Annotated in this window: 12 protein-coding genes and 2 pseudogenes; 7 read left to right on the plus strand and 7 right to left on the minus strand. The window is 68.4% G+C overall.

Annotated elements, in window-relative coordinates:
• Window positions 1-479: 479 nt before the first annotated feature.
• From fxsT to OG885_RS00450, 3 genes and pseudogenes are all read left to right on the plus strand, one after another.
• Window positions 480-2,699: pseudogene (gene fxsT / locus OG885_RS00440) on the plus strand (FxSxx-COOH system tetratricopeptide repeat protein); the annotation flags it as partial.
• A gap of 52 nt (window positions 2,700-2,751) precedes the next feature.
• Complete coding sequence (locus OG885_RS00445) at window positions 2,752-2,904, plus strand: tetratricopeptide repeat protein (RefSeq protein ID WP_405742514.1); 153 nt, start codon at window positions 2,752-2,754, stop codon at window positions 2,902-2,904.
• Window positions 2,905-2,995: 91 nt separating this feature from the next.
• Entirely contained in the window at window positions 2,996-3,391 is a 396-nt protein-coding gene (locus OG885_RS00450; RefSeq protein ID WP_405724319.1) for a hypothetical protein, read from the plus strand.
• A 208-nt stretch (window positions 3,392-3,599) separates the two neighbouring features.
• On the opposite strand, the gene OG885_RS00455 is transcribed toward OG885_RS00450, so the two are convergent.
• Window positions 3,600-3,890 carry a hypothetical protein gene (locus OG885_RS00455; protein WP_405724321.1) on the minus strand — a complete coding sequence of 97 codons (291 nt, stop codon included), beginning with the start codon at window positions 3,888-3,890 and terminating at the stop codon, window positions 3,600-3,602.
• A 164-nt stretch (window positions 3,891-4,054) separates the two neighbouring features.
• Here OG885_RS00455 and OG885_RS00460 point away from each other — a divergent pair.
• Window positions 4,055-4,285, plus strand: a pseudogene (locus tag OG885_RS00460) (GNAT family N-acetyltransferase); the annotation flags it as partial.
• A gap of 216 nt (window positions 4,286-4,501) precedes the next feature.
• On the opposite strand, the gene OG885_RS00465 reads toward OG885_RS00460, so the two are convergent.
• A complete protein-coding gene (locus tag OG885_RS00465; protein ID WP_405724323.1) occupies window positions 4,502-5,722 on the minus strand; it encodes an MFS transporter in 1,221 nt (406 codons plus the stop codon).
• 207 nt (window positions 5,723-5,929) lie between these two features.
• Between OG885_RS00465 and OG885_RS00470 the strand changes: the two genes are divergently transcribed.
• Window positions 5,930-7,012 carry an AraC family transcriptional regulator gene (locus tag OG885_RS00470; RefSeq protein ID WP_405724325.1) on the plus strand — a complete coding sequence of 361 codons (1,083 nt, stop codon included), beginning with the start codon at window positions 5,930-5,932 and terminating at the stop codon, window positions 7,010-7,012.
• Window positions 7,013-7,024: 12 nt separating this feature from the next.
• On the opposite strand, the gene OG885_RS00475 is transcribed toward OG885_RS00470, so the two are convergent.
• The 4 genes from OG885_RS00475 to OG885_RS00490 all read right to left on the minus strand — a co-directional run bounded on the left by OG885_RS00475 (window position 7,025) and on the right by OG885_RS00490 (window position 11,783).
• On the minus strand, window positions 7,025-8,437 hold the full coding sequence (locus OG885_RS00475; RefSeq protein ID WP_405724327.1) for an aldehyde dehydrogenase family protein: 1,413 nt from the start codon (window positions 8,435-8,437) through the stop codon (window positions 7,025-7,027).
• A complete protein-coding gene (locus OG885_RS00480) occupies window positions 8,434-9,312 on the minus strand; it encodes an SDR family NAD(P)-dependent oxidoreductase (RefSeq protein WP_405724329.1) in 879 nt (292 codons plus the stop codon). The genes OG885_RS00475 and OG885_RS00480 overlap by 4 nt, the downstream gene beginning before the upstream one ends.
• Entirely contained in the window at window positions 9,309-10,634 is a 1,326-nt protein-coding gene (locus OG885_RS00485; RefSeq protein WP_405724331.1) for a flavin-containing monooxygenase, read from the minus strand. The genes OG885_RS00480 and OG885_RS00485 overlap by 4 nt, the downstream gene beginning before the upstream one ends.
• Window positions 10,635-11,129: 495 nt before the next feature.
• Window positions 11,130-11,783, minus strand: coding sequence for a TetR/AcrR family transcriptional regulator (locus tag OG885_RS00490; protein WP_405724333.1), 654 nt, complete (start codon window positions 11,781-11,783; stop codon window positions 11,130-11,132).
• Between the two features lie 146 nt (window positions 11,784-11,929).
• Here OG885_RS00490 and OG885_RS00495 point away from each other — a divergent pair, with 146 nt between their 5' ends.
• Complete coding sequence (locus OG885_RS00495; RefSeq protein ID WP_405724335.1) at window positions 11,930-13,207, plus strand: NADH:flavin oxidoreductase; 1,278 nt, start codon at window positions 11,930-11,932, stop codon at window positions 13,205-13,207.
• A 2-nt stretch (window positions 13,208-13,209) separates the two neighbouring features.
• Window positions 13,210-14,073: an SDR family NAD(P)-dependent oxidoreductase gene (locus OG885_RS00500; RefSeq protein ID WP_405724337.1), complete on the plus strand. Its 864-nt coding sequence runs from the start codon at window positions 13,210-13,212 to the stop codon at window positions 14,071-14,073.
• Here OG885_RS00500 and OG885_RS00505 read toward each other — a convergent pair.
• Window positions 14,066-14,716, minus strand: coding sequence for a TetR/AcrR family transcriptional regulator (locus tag OG885_RS00505; RefSeq protein ID WP_405724339.1), 651 nt, complete (start codon window positions 14,714-14,716; stop codon window positions 14,066-14,068). The two genes, OG885_RS00500 and OG885_RS00505, sit on opposite strands and share 8 nt — an antisense overlap.
• Window positions 14,717-14,867 lie beyond the last annotated feature (151 nt).

Here is a 14,867-nt window from a genome sequence, read left to right on the forward strand (position 1 = left end):
AAGGGTGCAGTGACCGAACAAGACTCGTGGTCGTAGCGTGGGAGGAGCCAGAGCGTGGTGAGTGCTGGAACGGATGCGCTGTGGCAGCAGCTCGCCGTTACCGGGCAACAGTCGCACACGGCCATGTCCACGAGGACCGCAGCGCTGCACGCCGTCCCGTGCGCCTCCCACGGCAGCGGTTCCGTCAATGCCGAGGGGGGCGAGGAGGCCTTCGGGGCCGCATCGCCCAACCGGATACTTCTCGCGGCCAGAGCAGCCTCATGCCCTCAGCTCACGGAGCAGGCCGACGGCGGGTATCTCACCCATCTTGCCGAGCGCGACCCGGCCTGCGCGCCGGGAGGCCGTGGATGAAGGAGCCCGTCGACCAAAAGCCCCCACCAGGGCAGGCGTCCGAAGGCGGTGCCACCCACTACACCGAGGCATCGGGGACGCGGTCAGTCGCAGTCAACACCGTCGGCGGTGCCTTTACAGGCACCGTCATGACTGGGGACAACTCCACCGCGGTCCAGCTGCCTCCCGAAGCCCTTGTACCCCCGGCCGCCATCGAGGCCCCGCCAGGGCTGGACAATCTGCCAGCCCTGGCGCACGTGTTCGTAGGTCGCGCCTGGGAGCTGGAGCGGCTGGATGCCGCGCTTGCCTCGTCGGGCCGAGCGGTGGTTCAGGCGGTGCACGGGCTGGGTGGGATCGGCAAGAGCACCCTGGCAGCGCGCTGGGCTGCCACCCGCCCCCACGGCCACGCGCCCATCCGGTGGATCAACGCCGATGCTCCCGCCGCCCTCCAGCAGGGTCTGACAGACCTGGCCATCGCCCTGCAACCAGCCCTTGCTGGGGCTTTGACCGCCGAAGCGCTCGCTGAGCGCGCCGTCCAGTGGCTGGCCACTCACACCGGCTGGCTGATCGTGCTGGACAACGTCAACGACCCCGCCGACATCGCCGGCCTGCTCGCCCGCGCACCTGGCGGCCGGTTCCTGATCACCAGCCGGCTCGCCACCGCCTGGAACAACACCACCGCTGTGGTCCGCCTGGACGTTCTGGGCCCCGACGAATCCCTCGCCCTGTTCACCCGGATCACCACCGCCCACAGCCCTGGAAGGGACCTGAACGGCGCCGCCGAACTGTGCGACGACCTCGGCCACCTGCCCCTGGCCATCGAACAGGCCGCGGCCTACCTCGCCCAGAACCCGCTCACCACCCCGCACGCCTACCGAGAGCTACTCGCCCAGTACCCGGCGGCGATGTACCGCCACGGTGCAGTCACCACCCCCGCCGAACGCACCATCGCCCGCATCTGGAACATCACCCTCGACCGCGTCACCCACCTCCAGCCTTACGCCGCCGACCTGCTACGCACCCTCGCCTGGTACGCCCCCGACCGCATCCCCACGGCCCTGCTCGACCCCTGTCCCGTCGACCCGCCCGCACAGAACGCCGCGCTCGGCCTGCTCACCGCCTACAGCATGATCACACCCGACCCGGCCACCAGCACACTCGCCGTCCACCGCCTCTTGCAGGCCCTCGCCCGCACCCCCGACCCCGAAGACCCTCACCGGGCCCCCACCCTCATCGCCCACGCCCGCCAACGAGCCATCGACTATCTCGGCGCCAGCCTGCCCTCCACTCACGACGCCCCCAGCTCCTGGCCGACCTGGCGCACCCTGCTCCCACACATCGACGCCTTCGCGTTGCACACCACGCCCGACACTGACACCACGGCAACCGCCAGCGTCCTCAACAACATCGGGCTTTTCCTCATCATCCAGGGCCAGCCCGCCCGCGCCGCCACAAGTCTCCAGCGTGCCCTCTCCCACATCGCGCGGGTGCTGGGTGAGGATCATCCCGACACCCTCACCTGCCGCAACAACCTTGCCGGCGCCTACTGGAGGTCTGGGGATCCACGGCGAGCAATTCCCCTGCACGAGCAGACCCTCACCGACCGCATCCGGGTGCTGGGCGCAGATCACCCTTCCACCCTCGCCAGCCGCCTCGATCTCGCTGACGCCCACAGGTCGGCGGGTGACCTGCGGCGGGCCGTCTCCCTGTACGAACAAACCCTCGCCGACATGATCCGCGTGCTGGGCGAAGACCACCCCTCCACCCTCACCTCCCGCAACAACCTCGCGAGCGCCTACGAGTCGGCGGGGGACTTGGGACGAGCCATCCCCCTGTACGAACAAACCCTCGCCGACATGATCCGCGTGCTGGGCGAAGACCACCCCTCCACCCTCACCTCCCGCAACAACCTCGCGAGCGCCTACGGGTCCGCGGGGGACTTGGGACGAGCCATCCCCCTGTGCGAGCAGAACCTCGCCGACTTGGTCCGCGTGATGGGTGAGGACCATCCCAACACCCTGGCTTCCCGCAGCAACCTCGCCGACGCCCACCGGGCGGCGGGAGATCTGGAGCGGGCGATCCCGCTGTTCGAGCAGATCGTCACAGACCGCATCCGGGTGCTGGGCGAAGACCACCCTTCCACCCTCGCCAGCCGCTACGCTCTCGCCGACGCCTATAAGTCTGCGGGGGACGCACAAAAGGCCATCCCACTGCTCGAGCAGACCCTCACAGACACGGTCCGGGTGCTGGGCGAGGATCATCCCAACACCCTCGCCTCCCGCAACAATCTCGCCTATGCCTACGGGTCCGCGGGGGACCTGGAGCGGGCAATCCCCCTCTTCGAGCAGACCCTCACTGACCGCACCTGGGTGCTAGGCGAGGATCATCCCGACACTCTGATTTCCCGCAACAACCTCGCCTATGCCTACGTGCCTGGAGCGGGCGATCCCCTTGTACGAGCAGACCCTCACACACATGGTCCGAGTACTGGGCGAGGATCATCCCAACACACTCACCTGCCGCAACAACCTCGCTCGAGCGGTAGAGAAGCGGGCAGTGGAGGGGCCGAAGTGATGGAGAGTCCCGCTCAATCCTCTTGTGCGGTCGAGCGCTGATCAATTCCCCAGCCATCCCATCCTTCTTCATCAGTCTCTACAGTCACCGCATGGCCACCCAAGACGAGCCCCCAAGCCAGCCCGGCATCACAGCGATGCTCACCAACCAGACGAGTGCGTGCAAGCTGGCACGTGAGGCCATCGCTGCCGGCGCTGAAGTGAGGGTCTTTGACGGGGAGGTGCCCCAGTGGATGGTCGCCGGCATCGCCGCAACGAGGTTGAGACGAACGTTGGCCCGCGGCCTGCAAGAGACCATCGGCCTCGACGAGACCGTTGAGATCCTTGCACGGCACCGCGGCGAGCAACTGCGCACCGGGACCATCAACGCAGCGGACCGGCTCTGGTTCTTCAATCTGTACTTCGACTCCACCGGGACCGAGCTCTTGGCGTGCAGCGGTGTCAAACGCTCCCGGAGGCTCACCACGAAGGACTCCTTCGAGCCCTGAGCTGATCCGCGTCCGCCCTTGTCCGAGCGCAGCCGCCACTGCCTACAGAACCTCATTGTCGAGGAACAGGTTGTGGAGGCCGGTATGCAGAAGAATTCCCCATTGCGGTCAGCGTTAGGGGACGAGCCTTGAAGCGAAGATGCGGGTCACTGGCGTCGGCGCCCCGGCTCCTCGGCTCCTCGGCTCCTGGCATGTGAACCTCCAGTGGTCAGGCCGCTGCGGTTGCGGGTGGTGCAGTCGTCCCCGTACCTAGCCGGGCGGGATCCTCGTGCGGAGTGCGCGGCGTCGATGGCACCGCCACATACGGCCAGTGCGGCAGATAACGCAGAGCGCCCTTCAGCTCGACCAGAGCCACGGTCGGCGGCACGGCCTGCACCACCGGCGAGAGTTCCGCCAGCAACTCCAGCACCTGCCGGTAAGCCGCCTCCGGCAACCCGTCCGGGCACCGCACATGCATGATCGTCGACACCTCGTCCGGCGTCATCGCACTCGTGGTCATCGCCGTCACCTCCCACCCCCCACGTTATCGAACAGATAATCGAACACGCGAGGGTGCCGGTCGGTGAGGTGGGTCATCGCGGGATGTTCCTCCGGGAGCGGGTGCCGGGGGCGACGACCTTGACGGCGGCGAGTGGGGCGTCGGGGGCGCTGAGGGTGACAGCGATCGAACTAGCCGTGCGCAAACGCTGGCGACGTCTCGGCATCGCCGCCCAACTCCACACCCGACTCCTCCACGGCCTGGACGTCGAACGCGTCACTCTCACCGTGCGCCCAGAGCCCGAAGCCGCGCCCGCACAAGCCGCCTACGCCTCATGGGGTTACCGCAAACTCGGTGTCTCTCACCCCTGGGACGACGCGCCACTGTACGACTGCATGCTCCGCGACATGCACTAGATCACGGCCGACGAGGTGCATCGCCTCCGCTCTGTGCGTCCCCCTACTGGGGACGGACCTTTCGCACAGGACGGCCCGCTGAAGAAGTGTCAGCGTCGGAGCAGGCCTTTCCTCCACTCGCATGTGCCGCGTCCCGGATGGGCACGCGTACCCGGTCACGGACCCTCCTTCCCGGCACTCCCCCGCCTGTGCCGGGGCAGAGCCTCGGTGGCCGTTTCACAGCGTTCGGGGGACGTTCTCCTTTCGGGGCGGGCTGGAAGGCCGGGTGAAATGGCGGGCGGAGGCCGGGACGAGGACCACTAGGGCGGCCGGTACCGCGTAGGCGAGGCGGAAGTGACCGGTGGAACCGAGCACTCCGCTCAAGGCACCCCCGGTGATGACGCCGACATAGTTGAAGAGGTTCAGGCGTGCCAGGACCGCCTCCGAGGCCGCGGGGCTCAGCCGGGCGGCGGAGGCAAGGCACAGCGGAGCCAGGACGGACACGCCCAGGCCCGCGGCGCCGGCCGCGAGAACAGCGAGCGGCCAGTTCGGTGCGGCTGCCAGAGCTGCCAGGGCGCCCGCGGCCAGCAAGGCCGCCATGCGGACGACGGAGGTCGTCCCGAGGTTCTGTACGAGCCGATCGGCAGTGGCTCGGCCGATGACCGTGCCGGCCTGGTAGGCCGCATACGCCAGCGGCGCGACCGTGAGGGAGGCGCTGAGCGTCTGGCGAAGATAGACGGTCGACCAGGCCGAAACGGTGGATTCGACGACATAGACGACCAGGAGAACCAGGCCGAACGGTATGAGACGGACCCACAGGCGACGCCCGAGCGACGGCTCCACGGCGGGGCCCGAGGGCGCCCGGGGAGCGGAGAGGGCGTGTGTGCGCACAAAGCAGACGAGGAGCAGGACGATGCCTGCTTGCAGCGTCAGGCCGTCGGCCACGGGCCACTCCAAGCGGGCCGCCCCGGCGGTGAGCAGTGCCGCGACCACGCCGCCCACGCTCCACGCCGTGTAGAAGGAGCCGAAAACGCTACGGCCGTAGGCGCGTTCGATCTCAGCGGCCCGGGTGTTGACGCCGACGTCGAGGGCGCCGATAGCGAGCCCGAAGAGGACGTACGCACAGATGACGGTCGCCTCGTCCGGGGCCCGTCCGATCAGCACCAGCGTGGCGGCAGCCGTCAGCATGGCCCCGCGCATTGTGGCGACGGGACCGGCGCGGCGGATGGCGGCCAGGCCCAGGAAGCTGCCACCACCTGCCGTCAGTGCCACCGCGACCATCATGGCGGTCGTCAGGAGCGGAGTCAGTTTCAAGTGTTCGGTGACAGCGGGGACGGTCGTGTACACGGCGGCGACGGACACACCCTGCACGGCGAACGCCAGTGTCGCGCCTCGTCGGTCGCCGGTCTTGGGGTCCGGATGTCCGGCACCCGCCAGGGTTGGAGCGTTAGAGGACATGATGCTGTCGCGCCTTCATTTCCTGTGTGCGCTGGGGTGACCGGTCGATGTCCAGCAAGTCGAAACGGGTGCAGGTTCCGGAAACCGTAGCCAGGCGCGGAGGGCAAGCTCAGGACGCCAGGGGCCGTCAAGGGGACCTCAGCGGCCAGGGCGTGCGCCCGGACATGTCGGCTGCCTACGGTGGTCGTCGAGGAGAAGGTGAGAGCAATGCCCCTTGCCCCCGGCCCGGCGGACCCTCCCGGGACCAACCGCAGTACGTCGGCGACGATCCAGCCGAACATCCTGCGCTGTCTGGCCGTGGTCGCCGACGAGCACGGCATCGATCTGCGGCCCGTGTTGAAGCAGGTCGGGCTGGACGAGACGGTCATGCGTTCCGCCGCGCTGCGGGTTTCGTACCGGCAGGGCAGTACGGTGATCCGCCGCGCGGTGGAGCTCACCGGGGACGAGCGCCTGGGGCTGAAGGTCGGCGCTGCGCAGCACCTGACCGCGTGGGGCCTGCTCGGCTTTGCCCTGATGGCCGACGACACGTTGCGACACGCCATCGGGACGGGGGTGAAGTACCAGAACCTGTCCGGGGCAATGGTGGTGTGGTCGGCCGGTGCGGGCGAGGTCGATGACGCCTTCGTGCTGCGCGCCGATCTTCCCGATCCCGCCATGGACCCGGTCGTGGCTACCTTCCTCCTCGAGGAGGCATTCGCCTCCGTGGTCACCCTGTCCAGGCTGGCCGTCAGTGCGGACTTCGCGCCGAGGGTCGTGGAGTTCTCCTTTCCGCCACCCCGCCAGGACGACTTGTTTGCTGCCCTGTTCGGCTGTCCGGTCCGGTTCGGCGCCCCCGCCAACCGTCTGGTCATCGACGCCGCTTGGGCCCGCACCCGGATGCCCGGCCGGGATCCCGTGAGCCACGCGTCAACTCTGGAAATGCTCGACGCGCAGCTGGCTTCCCGCCGTGACCAGCAGGATCTGCTGGAGGTGTTGGAGATCTCCGTTGCGCAGAGCCTCCCCTTGGCGCCTTCGTTCGGTGAGCAGGCGCGGCGGCACGCGACGAGCGAGCGGACGCTGCGCCGTCGGCTGGCCGAGTGCGGCACGACGTACGAGGCACTCGTCGAGGGAGTGCGCCGGGAACGCGTCGAACAGCTGCTGCTGCGCCCGGAACTGACGCTGCGCGACATCGCCCGCCGGGCGGGATTCTCCGACGAACGGGCGATGCGCCGCGCGGTGCACCGGTGGCACGGCACCTCACCGGTCCGTCTGCGGGAGCGGATGCTCGGGAACACAGGGCAGATGGAATGACGTGACGCCGCGTCAGCGGGTGTGGACCCAGACCGTCTTCTCCCGGGTCCACTGGTCGAAGGCGTTGGTGGACTTCTCCACGCCACCGAATCCGGACTGCTTCCAACCGCCGAAGGGGGTGGTGATGTCCCCTTCGCTGTAGGCGTTGACGGAAACCACGCCGGCCTCGATGCCGCGTGCCATCCGCAGCGCGGTGTCGAGGTCGCGGGTCCACAGGGAGGCGGCCAGTCCGTACTCGGTGGCGTTCGCCCTGCGTACTGCCTCGTCCTCGGAGGTGAAGGTCTGGACGGTGACGACGGGGCCGAAGAGCTCCTTGGTGAGAACGTCGCTGCCGTCGGGGGCACCGGTGATCACGGTGGGCGGGTAGTAGGCGCCACGCGGAGGCAGCCCATGCGGCAATCCCCCGGTGTGGATCTGTGCTCCGCCGGCCCGTGCGGCCTCCACGGCTCCCGCGACCCGATCAAAGGCAGCGTGGCCGATGAGCGGCCCCATCTGGGTGTGGGGGTCGACCGGATCACCGATGACCAGCTCTCTCGCCGCGGCCGTGAACCGCTCGACGACCTCCTCGGCGATAGTGCGGTGCACCAGAACCCGGGAGCCGGCCGTGCAGTTCTGCCCCATGGTCAGGAACGCGGCTTCGATCATGTTGCCGATGAGCTCATCGCCGTAGGAGAGCGCGTCGGCCATGAGCACCTGAGGGCTCTTGCCGCCCATCTCCAGGGATACGCGCTTGAAGTTGCTGTCGGCGGCGGCCTTGAGGATGCTGCGGCCGGTCGCGGTGGACCCGGTGAAGGAGAGCGCCCCCACCAGGGGGTCGCGGGCCAGGGCCACCCCGGCTGTCTGGCCGTAACCGGGCAGCACGGTGAGCACTCCTTCGGGCAGGCCGGCCTCGGTCGCGAGTTCGGCGAGGTACAGGGCGGAGCGCGGGGTGGCCTCAGCAGGTTTGACGAGCAGGCAGTTGCCCGCGGCCAGGGCGGGTCCGACCTTCCACGCGGCCATGGCCAGCGGGTAGTTCCAGGGCAGAATCGCCGCGACAACCCCGACCGGTTCGCGGCTGATGAGGCCGAGAGCGTCGGGCCTGCTCGGCGCGATGCGGCCGAAGACCTTGTCCGCGGCCTCGGCGAACCAGCGGATCGATTCGATCGAGCCCGGTACATCGCCCGTACGGCACTCCGTGATCGGCTTGCCAGCGTCCTCGCTGTCCAGCCGGGCGAGGGTCTCGGCGTCTCGTTCCATCAGGTCGGCCAGCCGCAGCAGCACCGCGCCGCGCTCGCGGACCGGCAGCCGCGACCACACCCCGGCCTCGTGGACCTGCCGGGCCCGCTCGGCGGCCTTGGCGACGTCGTCGGCGCTCGCGGCGGACAGGGAGGTGATCGGCTTACCGGTGGCGGGGTTGACGACGTGCAGCGTCTCGTTCGTGGTCATGCTTCCTCCACCAGCTCCCAGCGGCCGTCGGTCCGGCGGGCCAGTCCGCGTCGGCGGAGATCTTCGAGATAGCGGGCCATACCGCGGTCACCGCGCTTGCGGAACAGCGGGAAGACCTTGGGCAGCTGGTTCGGCATGAGCATCGCGAACCGCACCAAACGGGACTCGCCGGGCCGGGGGTAGGCCTCCAGGCGGGGCTTGTCCAGCAGGCTCACCACGGCTGTGACGACGTCGGCGGGCTGCTGGGGTGGGTCCTGGAACTGCAGGGAGTTCCCGCCGTCGACGGCTTCCTGGCGCAGCATGCGGGTGTCGGTCGCCGACGGCAGTACTGATCCGGCGAGAATGCCCTTGCTCCTGAGGTCGAGCCCGATGGCGAGCATCGCGCCCCGCAGCCCGAACTTGGACGCCGTGTAGATCGGGGTCTCGCCCAGCGGGAAGATCCCGCCGAGGGAGACTGTCGTGACCACCCGGGCGTCCCGGGAGGCCCGCAGGAGGGGGATCGCGATCCGGGTGGTGACCAGCGGGGAGGTCAGATTGAGGCCGATCTCCCGCTCGATGCTCTCGACGCTGCGGACGTCGAAGCGTTCGGCGCTGGTCATGCCCACGTTGTTGACGAGCACGTCGAGGCGGCCGTAGACGTCGACGACCAGTTCGAACACCCGCTCCACCTGGGCGCGGTCCATCAGGTCACAGCCGAGGCCGGTGTGCCCGGCGCCGGGAAGCTCCGCGGCAACGGTCTTGGCGCGGGTCTCGTCGATGTCGACGACGACGCACCGGGCACCGCCGGAGGCGAAGCGGCGGCACAGCGCGCTGCCGATGCCGCCCGCGCCGCCGGTCACCAGCATGACCTTGTCGGTGTAGTCGAACCCGCTCATGCTGCGCTGCCTTCCTTGACAGCGCGCAGGGACCGCACCGGCGGCGGCTGGCCCTCGGTGCGCCAGCCCATGTCGCGCGCGACCTTGCCCAGGTACTTCACGAGCGCCCCGCTGTCGACGTAGCCGGTGTGGCGGGGCGAGTCGACGAACTTCAGCCCGCCGGACAGATCCGGTCGGTCGGCGCGGACCATCTGGGTGAACCGTTCAGCGTTGGGCAGCCGGAGCCGCGCGTCGTGGATGTACCCGGCGATCAGCTGCGCCTGGGTGTCGAAGAGTCGGTACGCACCCGCGTTGGTCTCCACGAAGCCGATGCCGAACAGGCCGAGATGCTCGCGTGAGAACGACGACAAGTACAGGTCGGGGTGCTGCTCGTCGCCGAAGTACTGCTGCGCGACCGGCACTTTGTGGACGTAGCCCGTGGCCAGCAGGATGAGATCGAAGTCGTCGCTCGTACCGTCGGTGAAGTGCACGGTTCTGCCCTCGGCACCGGCGATCCCGGGCCTGGCGGTGATGTCGCCGTGCTGGAGGTGGTGGATCAGCATCGAGTTGACGGCCGGATGGGTCTCGAACAGCTTGTGGTCCGGCTTCGGGAGACCCAGCCGCGTCGGGTCGCCGTTGATGATGCGCAGCACGGCACCGAAGATCCGCTGTTCGAGCCACATCGGCAGGTGCGGCCCGCTGTTGGCGATGGTGTCCACCGGCCGGCCGAACAGGTGTTTGGGGATGAACCAATACCCGCGCCGCATGCTGATCACCGCGTGCTCGGCGGTCCGGGCGGCGTCGCAGGCGATGTCACAGCCGGAGTTCCCCGCGCCCACGACCAGGACGCGCCTGCCGCGCAGCTCCTCCGCACTGCGGTAGCCGACGGTGTGCCGGACCTCACCGCTGAACTCCCCAGGAAGTTCGGGGATGTTGGGGTGCCACTGCGAGCCCGTACACACGACGACCTGCCCGTGCACGCTTTCGCGGCCGTCGGCCCGGGTGACCGTCCAGGTGCCGTCCGCGTTCTTCTCGACGCTTTCGACCTCGACGCCGAACTCGATCCGGTCCGTCAGCCCGTAGGCGTCGGCGAACAGCCGCAGGTACGACAGGATCTGCCGGTGCGGCGGGTAGTCGGCGAAGCGGTCGGGCATCGGAAAGCCGCCGAATCCCGACAGGGTCCGGCTGGAGATGAAGTGGGCCGATTCGTACATCGGGCTGCCGGGATTGTCGATGTCCCAGATACCGCCGGGCCCGGTGTGCCGCTCAAGGTGCGTGTACGGCAGTTTCCGCTCCGCCAGTGCCCTGGCGACCGCCAGCCCGGCAGGTCCCGCCCCGATCACACAGGTATCAAATGGACTTTCCTTCACGGGTCTGCCTCCTCGTTCGTCCCGCTGCACGGGCTTTCAAGGAAACGTATGCATTCGCCGGTCAGCGGGAACTGACCCGCGCGGCCAGGGACCGGACCTCAGCGGCCGCGCCACGCCATCCGGCTGCGCCCAGACTGCCACTGAACCTCCCGTTCTCCACCAACGAGTCGCACTCCCTGACGATCTACACCGCCGAGCCCGGCGCAGGTCAGAGGCCTGCACGGGTGGAGCGGGTGGGACTCGAACACACGGCCGACGGATTATGAGCCCTTTGAGCATCTTGGCGACCCTTGTCGATCAGCGCTGGTTTTGGCCGTTTTCGCAGGTCAGACGGGGTTTGGTGACTCAGCCCTTCTCGGCCCTTGTCAGTCTTTTCCGATCCTTGTGTCCAACCTGCGTCCAGAACGCGTCCTGGAAGGACAAGCCCAACCAACTTCCAAGACGATCGCCCCAGCTAGGAAGCAGGCCTCACTCCTGGGCACGCCCGTAGATCGCGCCCATGAAGACCGAAACGAGCGTTTCCAACAGGCGCTCCTCAGCCACAGCCGGCGTCTGACCGCTGAACGTGCTGAACAAGGACCGCTCCACCATGGAGTTCAGCACGGTGGCCAGGTCGCGTGCCGGGATGCCGTCAGGAGCCGCCCCACGCCGGCGCTCGGACTCGATCGCCTCCGTCACCTCCACCACGAACTGCTCCATGACCTGCGACCACAGATCCCTGACGGCGGCGCTGGTGTACTGCGTGGCGGCCGCGGCGGAGGTGATCGCCCGGTGGCTGGAGAAGGTCGCGCAGAACGGGCCGATGGCGTCGCGCCAGCCCTGTTCCTCGTCCTCGGCGAGCCGCTGGAGTGCGTCACCACGGTTCGACCGGGCCTCTTCGACGACCCGGTCGAACAACGCCAGCAGCACCTGCTCCTTGGACGTGAAATAGAAGTAGAAGGTCGGCCTGGAGATGCCCGCACCCTTGGCCAGCTGGTCCACGGAGATCTCGGACAGCGGCCGCTCACCCAGTAGCCGTTCCGCGGTGGCGAGGATCGCCCGCTCCCGGTCGTCTCCGCTGAAGCCGCGTGCCCTGCGTCCCCTCGTCGACGGGGCGGGCGGCGGCTCGAGTGCGGAGTCCATGGCGGGAGCCTACCAATCACGTTACCGACATGGCGTTGACTTAATCGACACTGTGTCGAATGCTGTGTCCCGACCCCGCCGCCACCCCCTTGCGGACCGGCGGACCACGCCGTACGTCAACGTCGACGACGCAGGGAGCTGCGGACATGCCCCAATCGCCCCACCGAAAACGACTCGCGACACCCCTGGACATCGGCTCGATGACGGTCGCCGGACGGCTGTTCAAGTCCGCGACCAGCGAGACCCGCGCCAGCACCGACGGGTTCGTCACCGACGAGCTGCTCGCCTTCTACGAACCGATGGCCGAGGCCGGTACGCCATTGATCGTCACGGGCAACCTGTACGTCTCCCCGCAGGGCAAGTCGGCCGGACGCCAGGCGGGCATCGACGCCGACGACAAGATCCCTGGCCTGCGCGAGTGGACGGGTCTGGCCCACCGACAGAGAGTCCGGCTGATCGCTCAGCTCAACCACGGTGGCCGGCAGATCGCCCAGGTGGCGCCGGGTGCCGACCGGATCGTCTCGGCCTCCGACGTACGGGAGCCGTTGTACGGGACGAAGCCGTCCCCGCTACGACTGGATGAGATGTCCGGGGTGGTGGAGTCGTTCGTGGCGGCCAGCGAGCGGGCCCGGGAGGCGGGGTTCGACGGGGTGCAGATCCACGCCGCTCATGGCTATCTGCTCAGCCAGTTCCTCACCCCGCACACCAACCGCCGCACCGACGCCTACGGAGGCAGCCTCGACAACCGCGCCCGGCTGCTTGTTGAGGTGCTCAAAGGGCTGCGCGCCAGGCTCGGGGACGACTATCCGATCCTCGTCAAGATCAACGGCACCGACGACCTTCCCTTCCGTCGAGGAGCGACGACGGAAGAGCTGGTCCGGGTCGCCGTACGGCTGCAGGACGAGGGCATCGACGCGGTCGAGATCTCCCGGGGGCATTACGAGTCCTGGCCCGGCATGATCCAGGGCAGATACCGGGGATCCATCAGGACCAGCCTCACCCAGGGGGCAGGGCGACACCTCTCGGGGCGGCGCCGAGCGGCCACCCTCGCCGTCGCGCCGTTGATCGAACACGTCGCCGAGCGACTGCGTCCACCACTGGAAGGCTTCAACCTGCCTCACGCCGAACAGTTCACCCGCGCCCTCGACATCCCCGTCATCTGCGTCGGCGGATTCCACACCAGGACGGGCATGGAAGCGGCCATCGCGAGCGGGAGGACCGACGCCGTCTCGGCGGCCCGCGCCATGATCGCCGACCCCTACCTGTACCGCAACGTCCTCGGCGACGTCGCCGACCGGCCGGTCTGCGGCTACTGCAACGGCTGCATCGCCCGCTTCAGCGGGCTGCCCGTGGACTGCTACAGCGACGAGATCCGCCGCGACCGCGACGTCATGATCGAAAAGCACCGCACCACCGGAGAGTGAGCATGCGCACCAGAGAAAAGAAGACTGCCGACCTGGTCGGCCGCACGGTCGTCATCACCGGCGGCGCCCAGGGCATCGGACTCGAAACAGCGCGTGAGGCGATCCGCCGCGGCGCACGCGTGGCCCTGCTCGACATCCATGCCGAGGCGGTGATCCGGGCCGCGGCCGAACTGGGCGACACGAAAACCGCGCTCGGCCTGACCGCAGACGTGTGCGACGTTCCGTCCCTGGAGCGGGCCTTCGCCCAGGTGACCGAGGCCTTCGGCGGCTACGACACGGTGGTCGTCAACGCCGGTATCGGTACCGGCATGAGGACCTTCCGCGCCACCACACCGGGCGACTTCCAGCGGATCATCGACGTCAACCTGCACGGCTCCGCCAACACGGTCAGGGCATCCCTCGACCAAGTCGTCGCCGCGCGCGGCCAGTACGTCATCGTGTCGTCGGTTCTCGCCTTCAACAACGGTGCTCTGCAGTCCCCTTACGCCACCTCGAAGGCAGCGGTCGAGTCCCTGGGACGTTCGCTGAGGAGTGAACTGGCCCCTCAGCAGGTCGATGTGACGATCGCCTACTTCGCCTACATCGACACCGCCATGAACTCGGCCGTCTGGGCCGACGAGGCCGGCCAGAGCTACAGCGCGTCGATTCCCGGTTTCCTGAAGACACCCCTGAGTCCCGCCATGGCAGGCCGGGGCCTGGCGGATGTGATCGCCGTACCGCGCAAGACCCTGGTCGTCCCGGGGCGCTGGAAGGCGCTGCTGCTCCTTCGTGGACTGTGGGGCCCGCTGTCCGATCGGGTGCTGGGGCGGGACGAGGGCTTCACGACAGCCGTGCGGCTGGCTGACCGGCCGAGGACGCTCAGGTGACGAGGGCGTCGACCAGGTCGAGATCGGGTAGTTCGAGCGAACAGATCCGCGCGGCCTCCTCGGCGGTCATGCCGAAGTGCCGCAGCAGCCCGCGCACGATCACGTCCGAGGACCGTGCGTCGTCGCGGTCGGGCTGGGCATGCAGGAGCGTGCCCAGGGCGAGTTGGGCGCTGACCGTCATCGCTAGGGCGAGATCCAGATCCTCCACATCGAACCGTCCGGCTTCGATCGCCCTCTGGATGTCCCGACGTGCCCGCGGTCCCAGGCCACGGTCAGAGTGGACCACCTCCATTCCATGCTTCAGCAGGACCCTGCTGAGCTGCGGGTAGCGGCGATGCAGCCGGCCGGTCATGCGGAAGCTCTGGGCGTACGCGACCGCCGGGTCATCGATCTCCGAGGTCAGCTGGTCCATCAGGCCGCCGAACCACTCCATCGCCTCCTCCACCGCGGTGCGGAAGAGGTCCTCCTTGGTGGTGAAGTGGTTGTAGAAGGAGCCGACCCCGACGTCGGCCAGCTCTGTTATCTCCAGGACCGCGACGTCGGTACGCCCCTCGGCCAGCAGGCGCTGTGCCGCGCAGACCAGCGCGTTCCGCGTCCGCGCCCGCCGCTGGTCGACTCGCCTGGACGTGGTCCTCTCGGCCATTGCATCCTCCGTCGCGCCACCGTCGATTCAGAGTTGAAGATATCATCAACTCTTTTTGCCCCGAGCCTGCGGACATGTCCATCTCGTTTTCTGAATGTTTCGTCAGTTCTATTGACTGACATCACTCTCGGAAGTGACGATTTCCTCAGGA

Origin of the sequence: Streptomyces sp. NBC_00028 (genome assembly GCF_045041065.1) — a bacterium.
GTDB lineage: Bacteria > Actinomycetota > Actinomycetes > Streptomycetales > Streptomycetaceae > Streptomyces.

What these genes read in the sequence shown, in the direction of transcription:
- OG885_RS00445 (WP_405742514.1), top strand. Translation starts at nt 2,752, where the DNA reads ATGCCTACGTGCCTGGAGCGGGCGATCCCCTTGTACGAGCAGACCCTC.
- OG885_RS00450 (WP_405724319.1), top strand. Translation starts at nt 2,996, where the DNA reads ATGGCCACCCAAGACGAGCCCCCAAGCCAGCCCGGCATCACAGCGATG.
- OG885_RS00455 (WP_405724321.1), bottom strand. Translation starts at nt 3,890, where the DNA reads ATGACCACGAGTGCGATGACGCCGGACGAGGTGTCGACGATCATGCAT.
- OG885_RS00465 (WP_405724323.1), bottom strand. Translation starts at nt 5,722, where the DNA reads ATGTCCTCTAACGCTCCAACCCTGGCGGGTGCCGGACATCCGGACCCC.
- OG885_RS00470 (WP_405724325.1), top strand. Translation starts at nt 5,930, where the DNA reads ATGCCCCTTGCCCCCGGCCCGGCGGACCCTCCCGGGACCAACCGCAGT.
- OG885_RS00475 (WP_405724327.1), bottom strand. Translation starts at nt 8,437, where the DNA reads ATGACCACGAACGAGACGCTGCACGTCGTCAACCCCGCCACCGGTAAG.
- OG885_RS00480 (WP_405724329.1), bottom strand. Translation starts at nt 9,312, where the DNA reads ATGAGCGGGTTCGACTACACCGACAAGGTCATGCTGGTGACCGGCGGC.
- OG885_RS00490 (WP_405724333.1), bottom strand. Translation starts at nt 11,783, where the DNA reads ATGGACTCCGCACTCGAGCCGCCGCCCGCCCCGTCGACGAGGGGACGC.
- OG885_RS00495 (WP_405724335.1), top strand. Translation starts at nt 11,930, where the DNA reads ATGCCCCAATCGCCCCACCGAAAACGACTCGCGACACCCCTGGACATC.
- OG885_RS00500 (WP_405724337.1), top strand. Translation starts at nt 13,210, where the DNA reads ATGCGCACCAGAGAAAAGAAGACTGCCGACCTGGTCGGCCGCACGGTC.
- OG885_RS00505 (WP_405724339.1), bottom strand. Translation starts at nt 14,716, where the DNA reads ATGGCCGAGAGGACCACGTCCAGGCGAGTCGACCAGCGGCGGGCGCGG.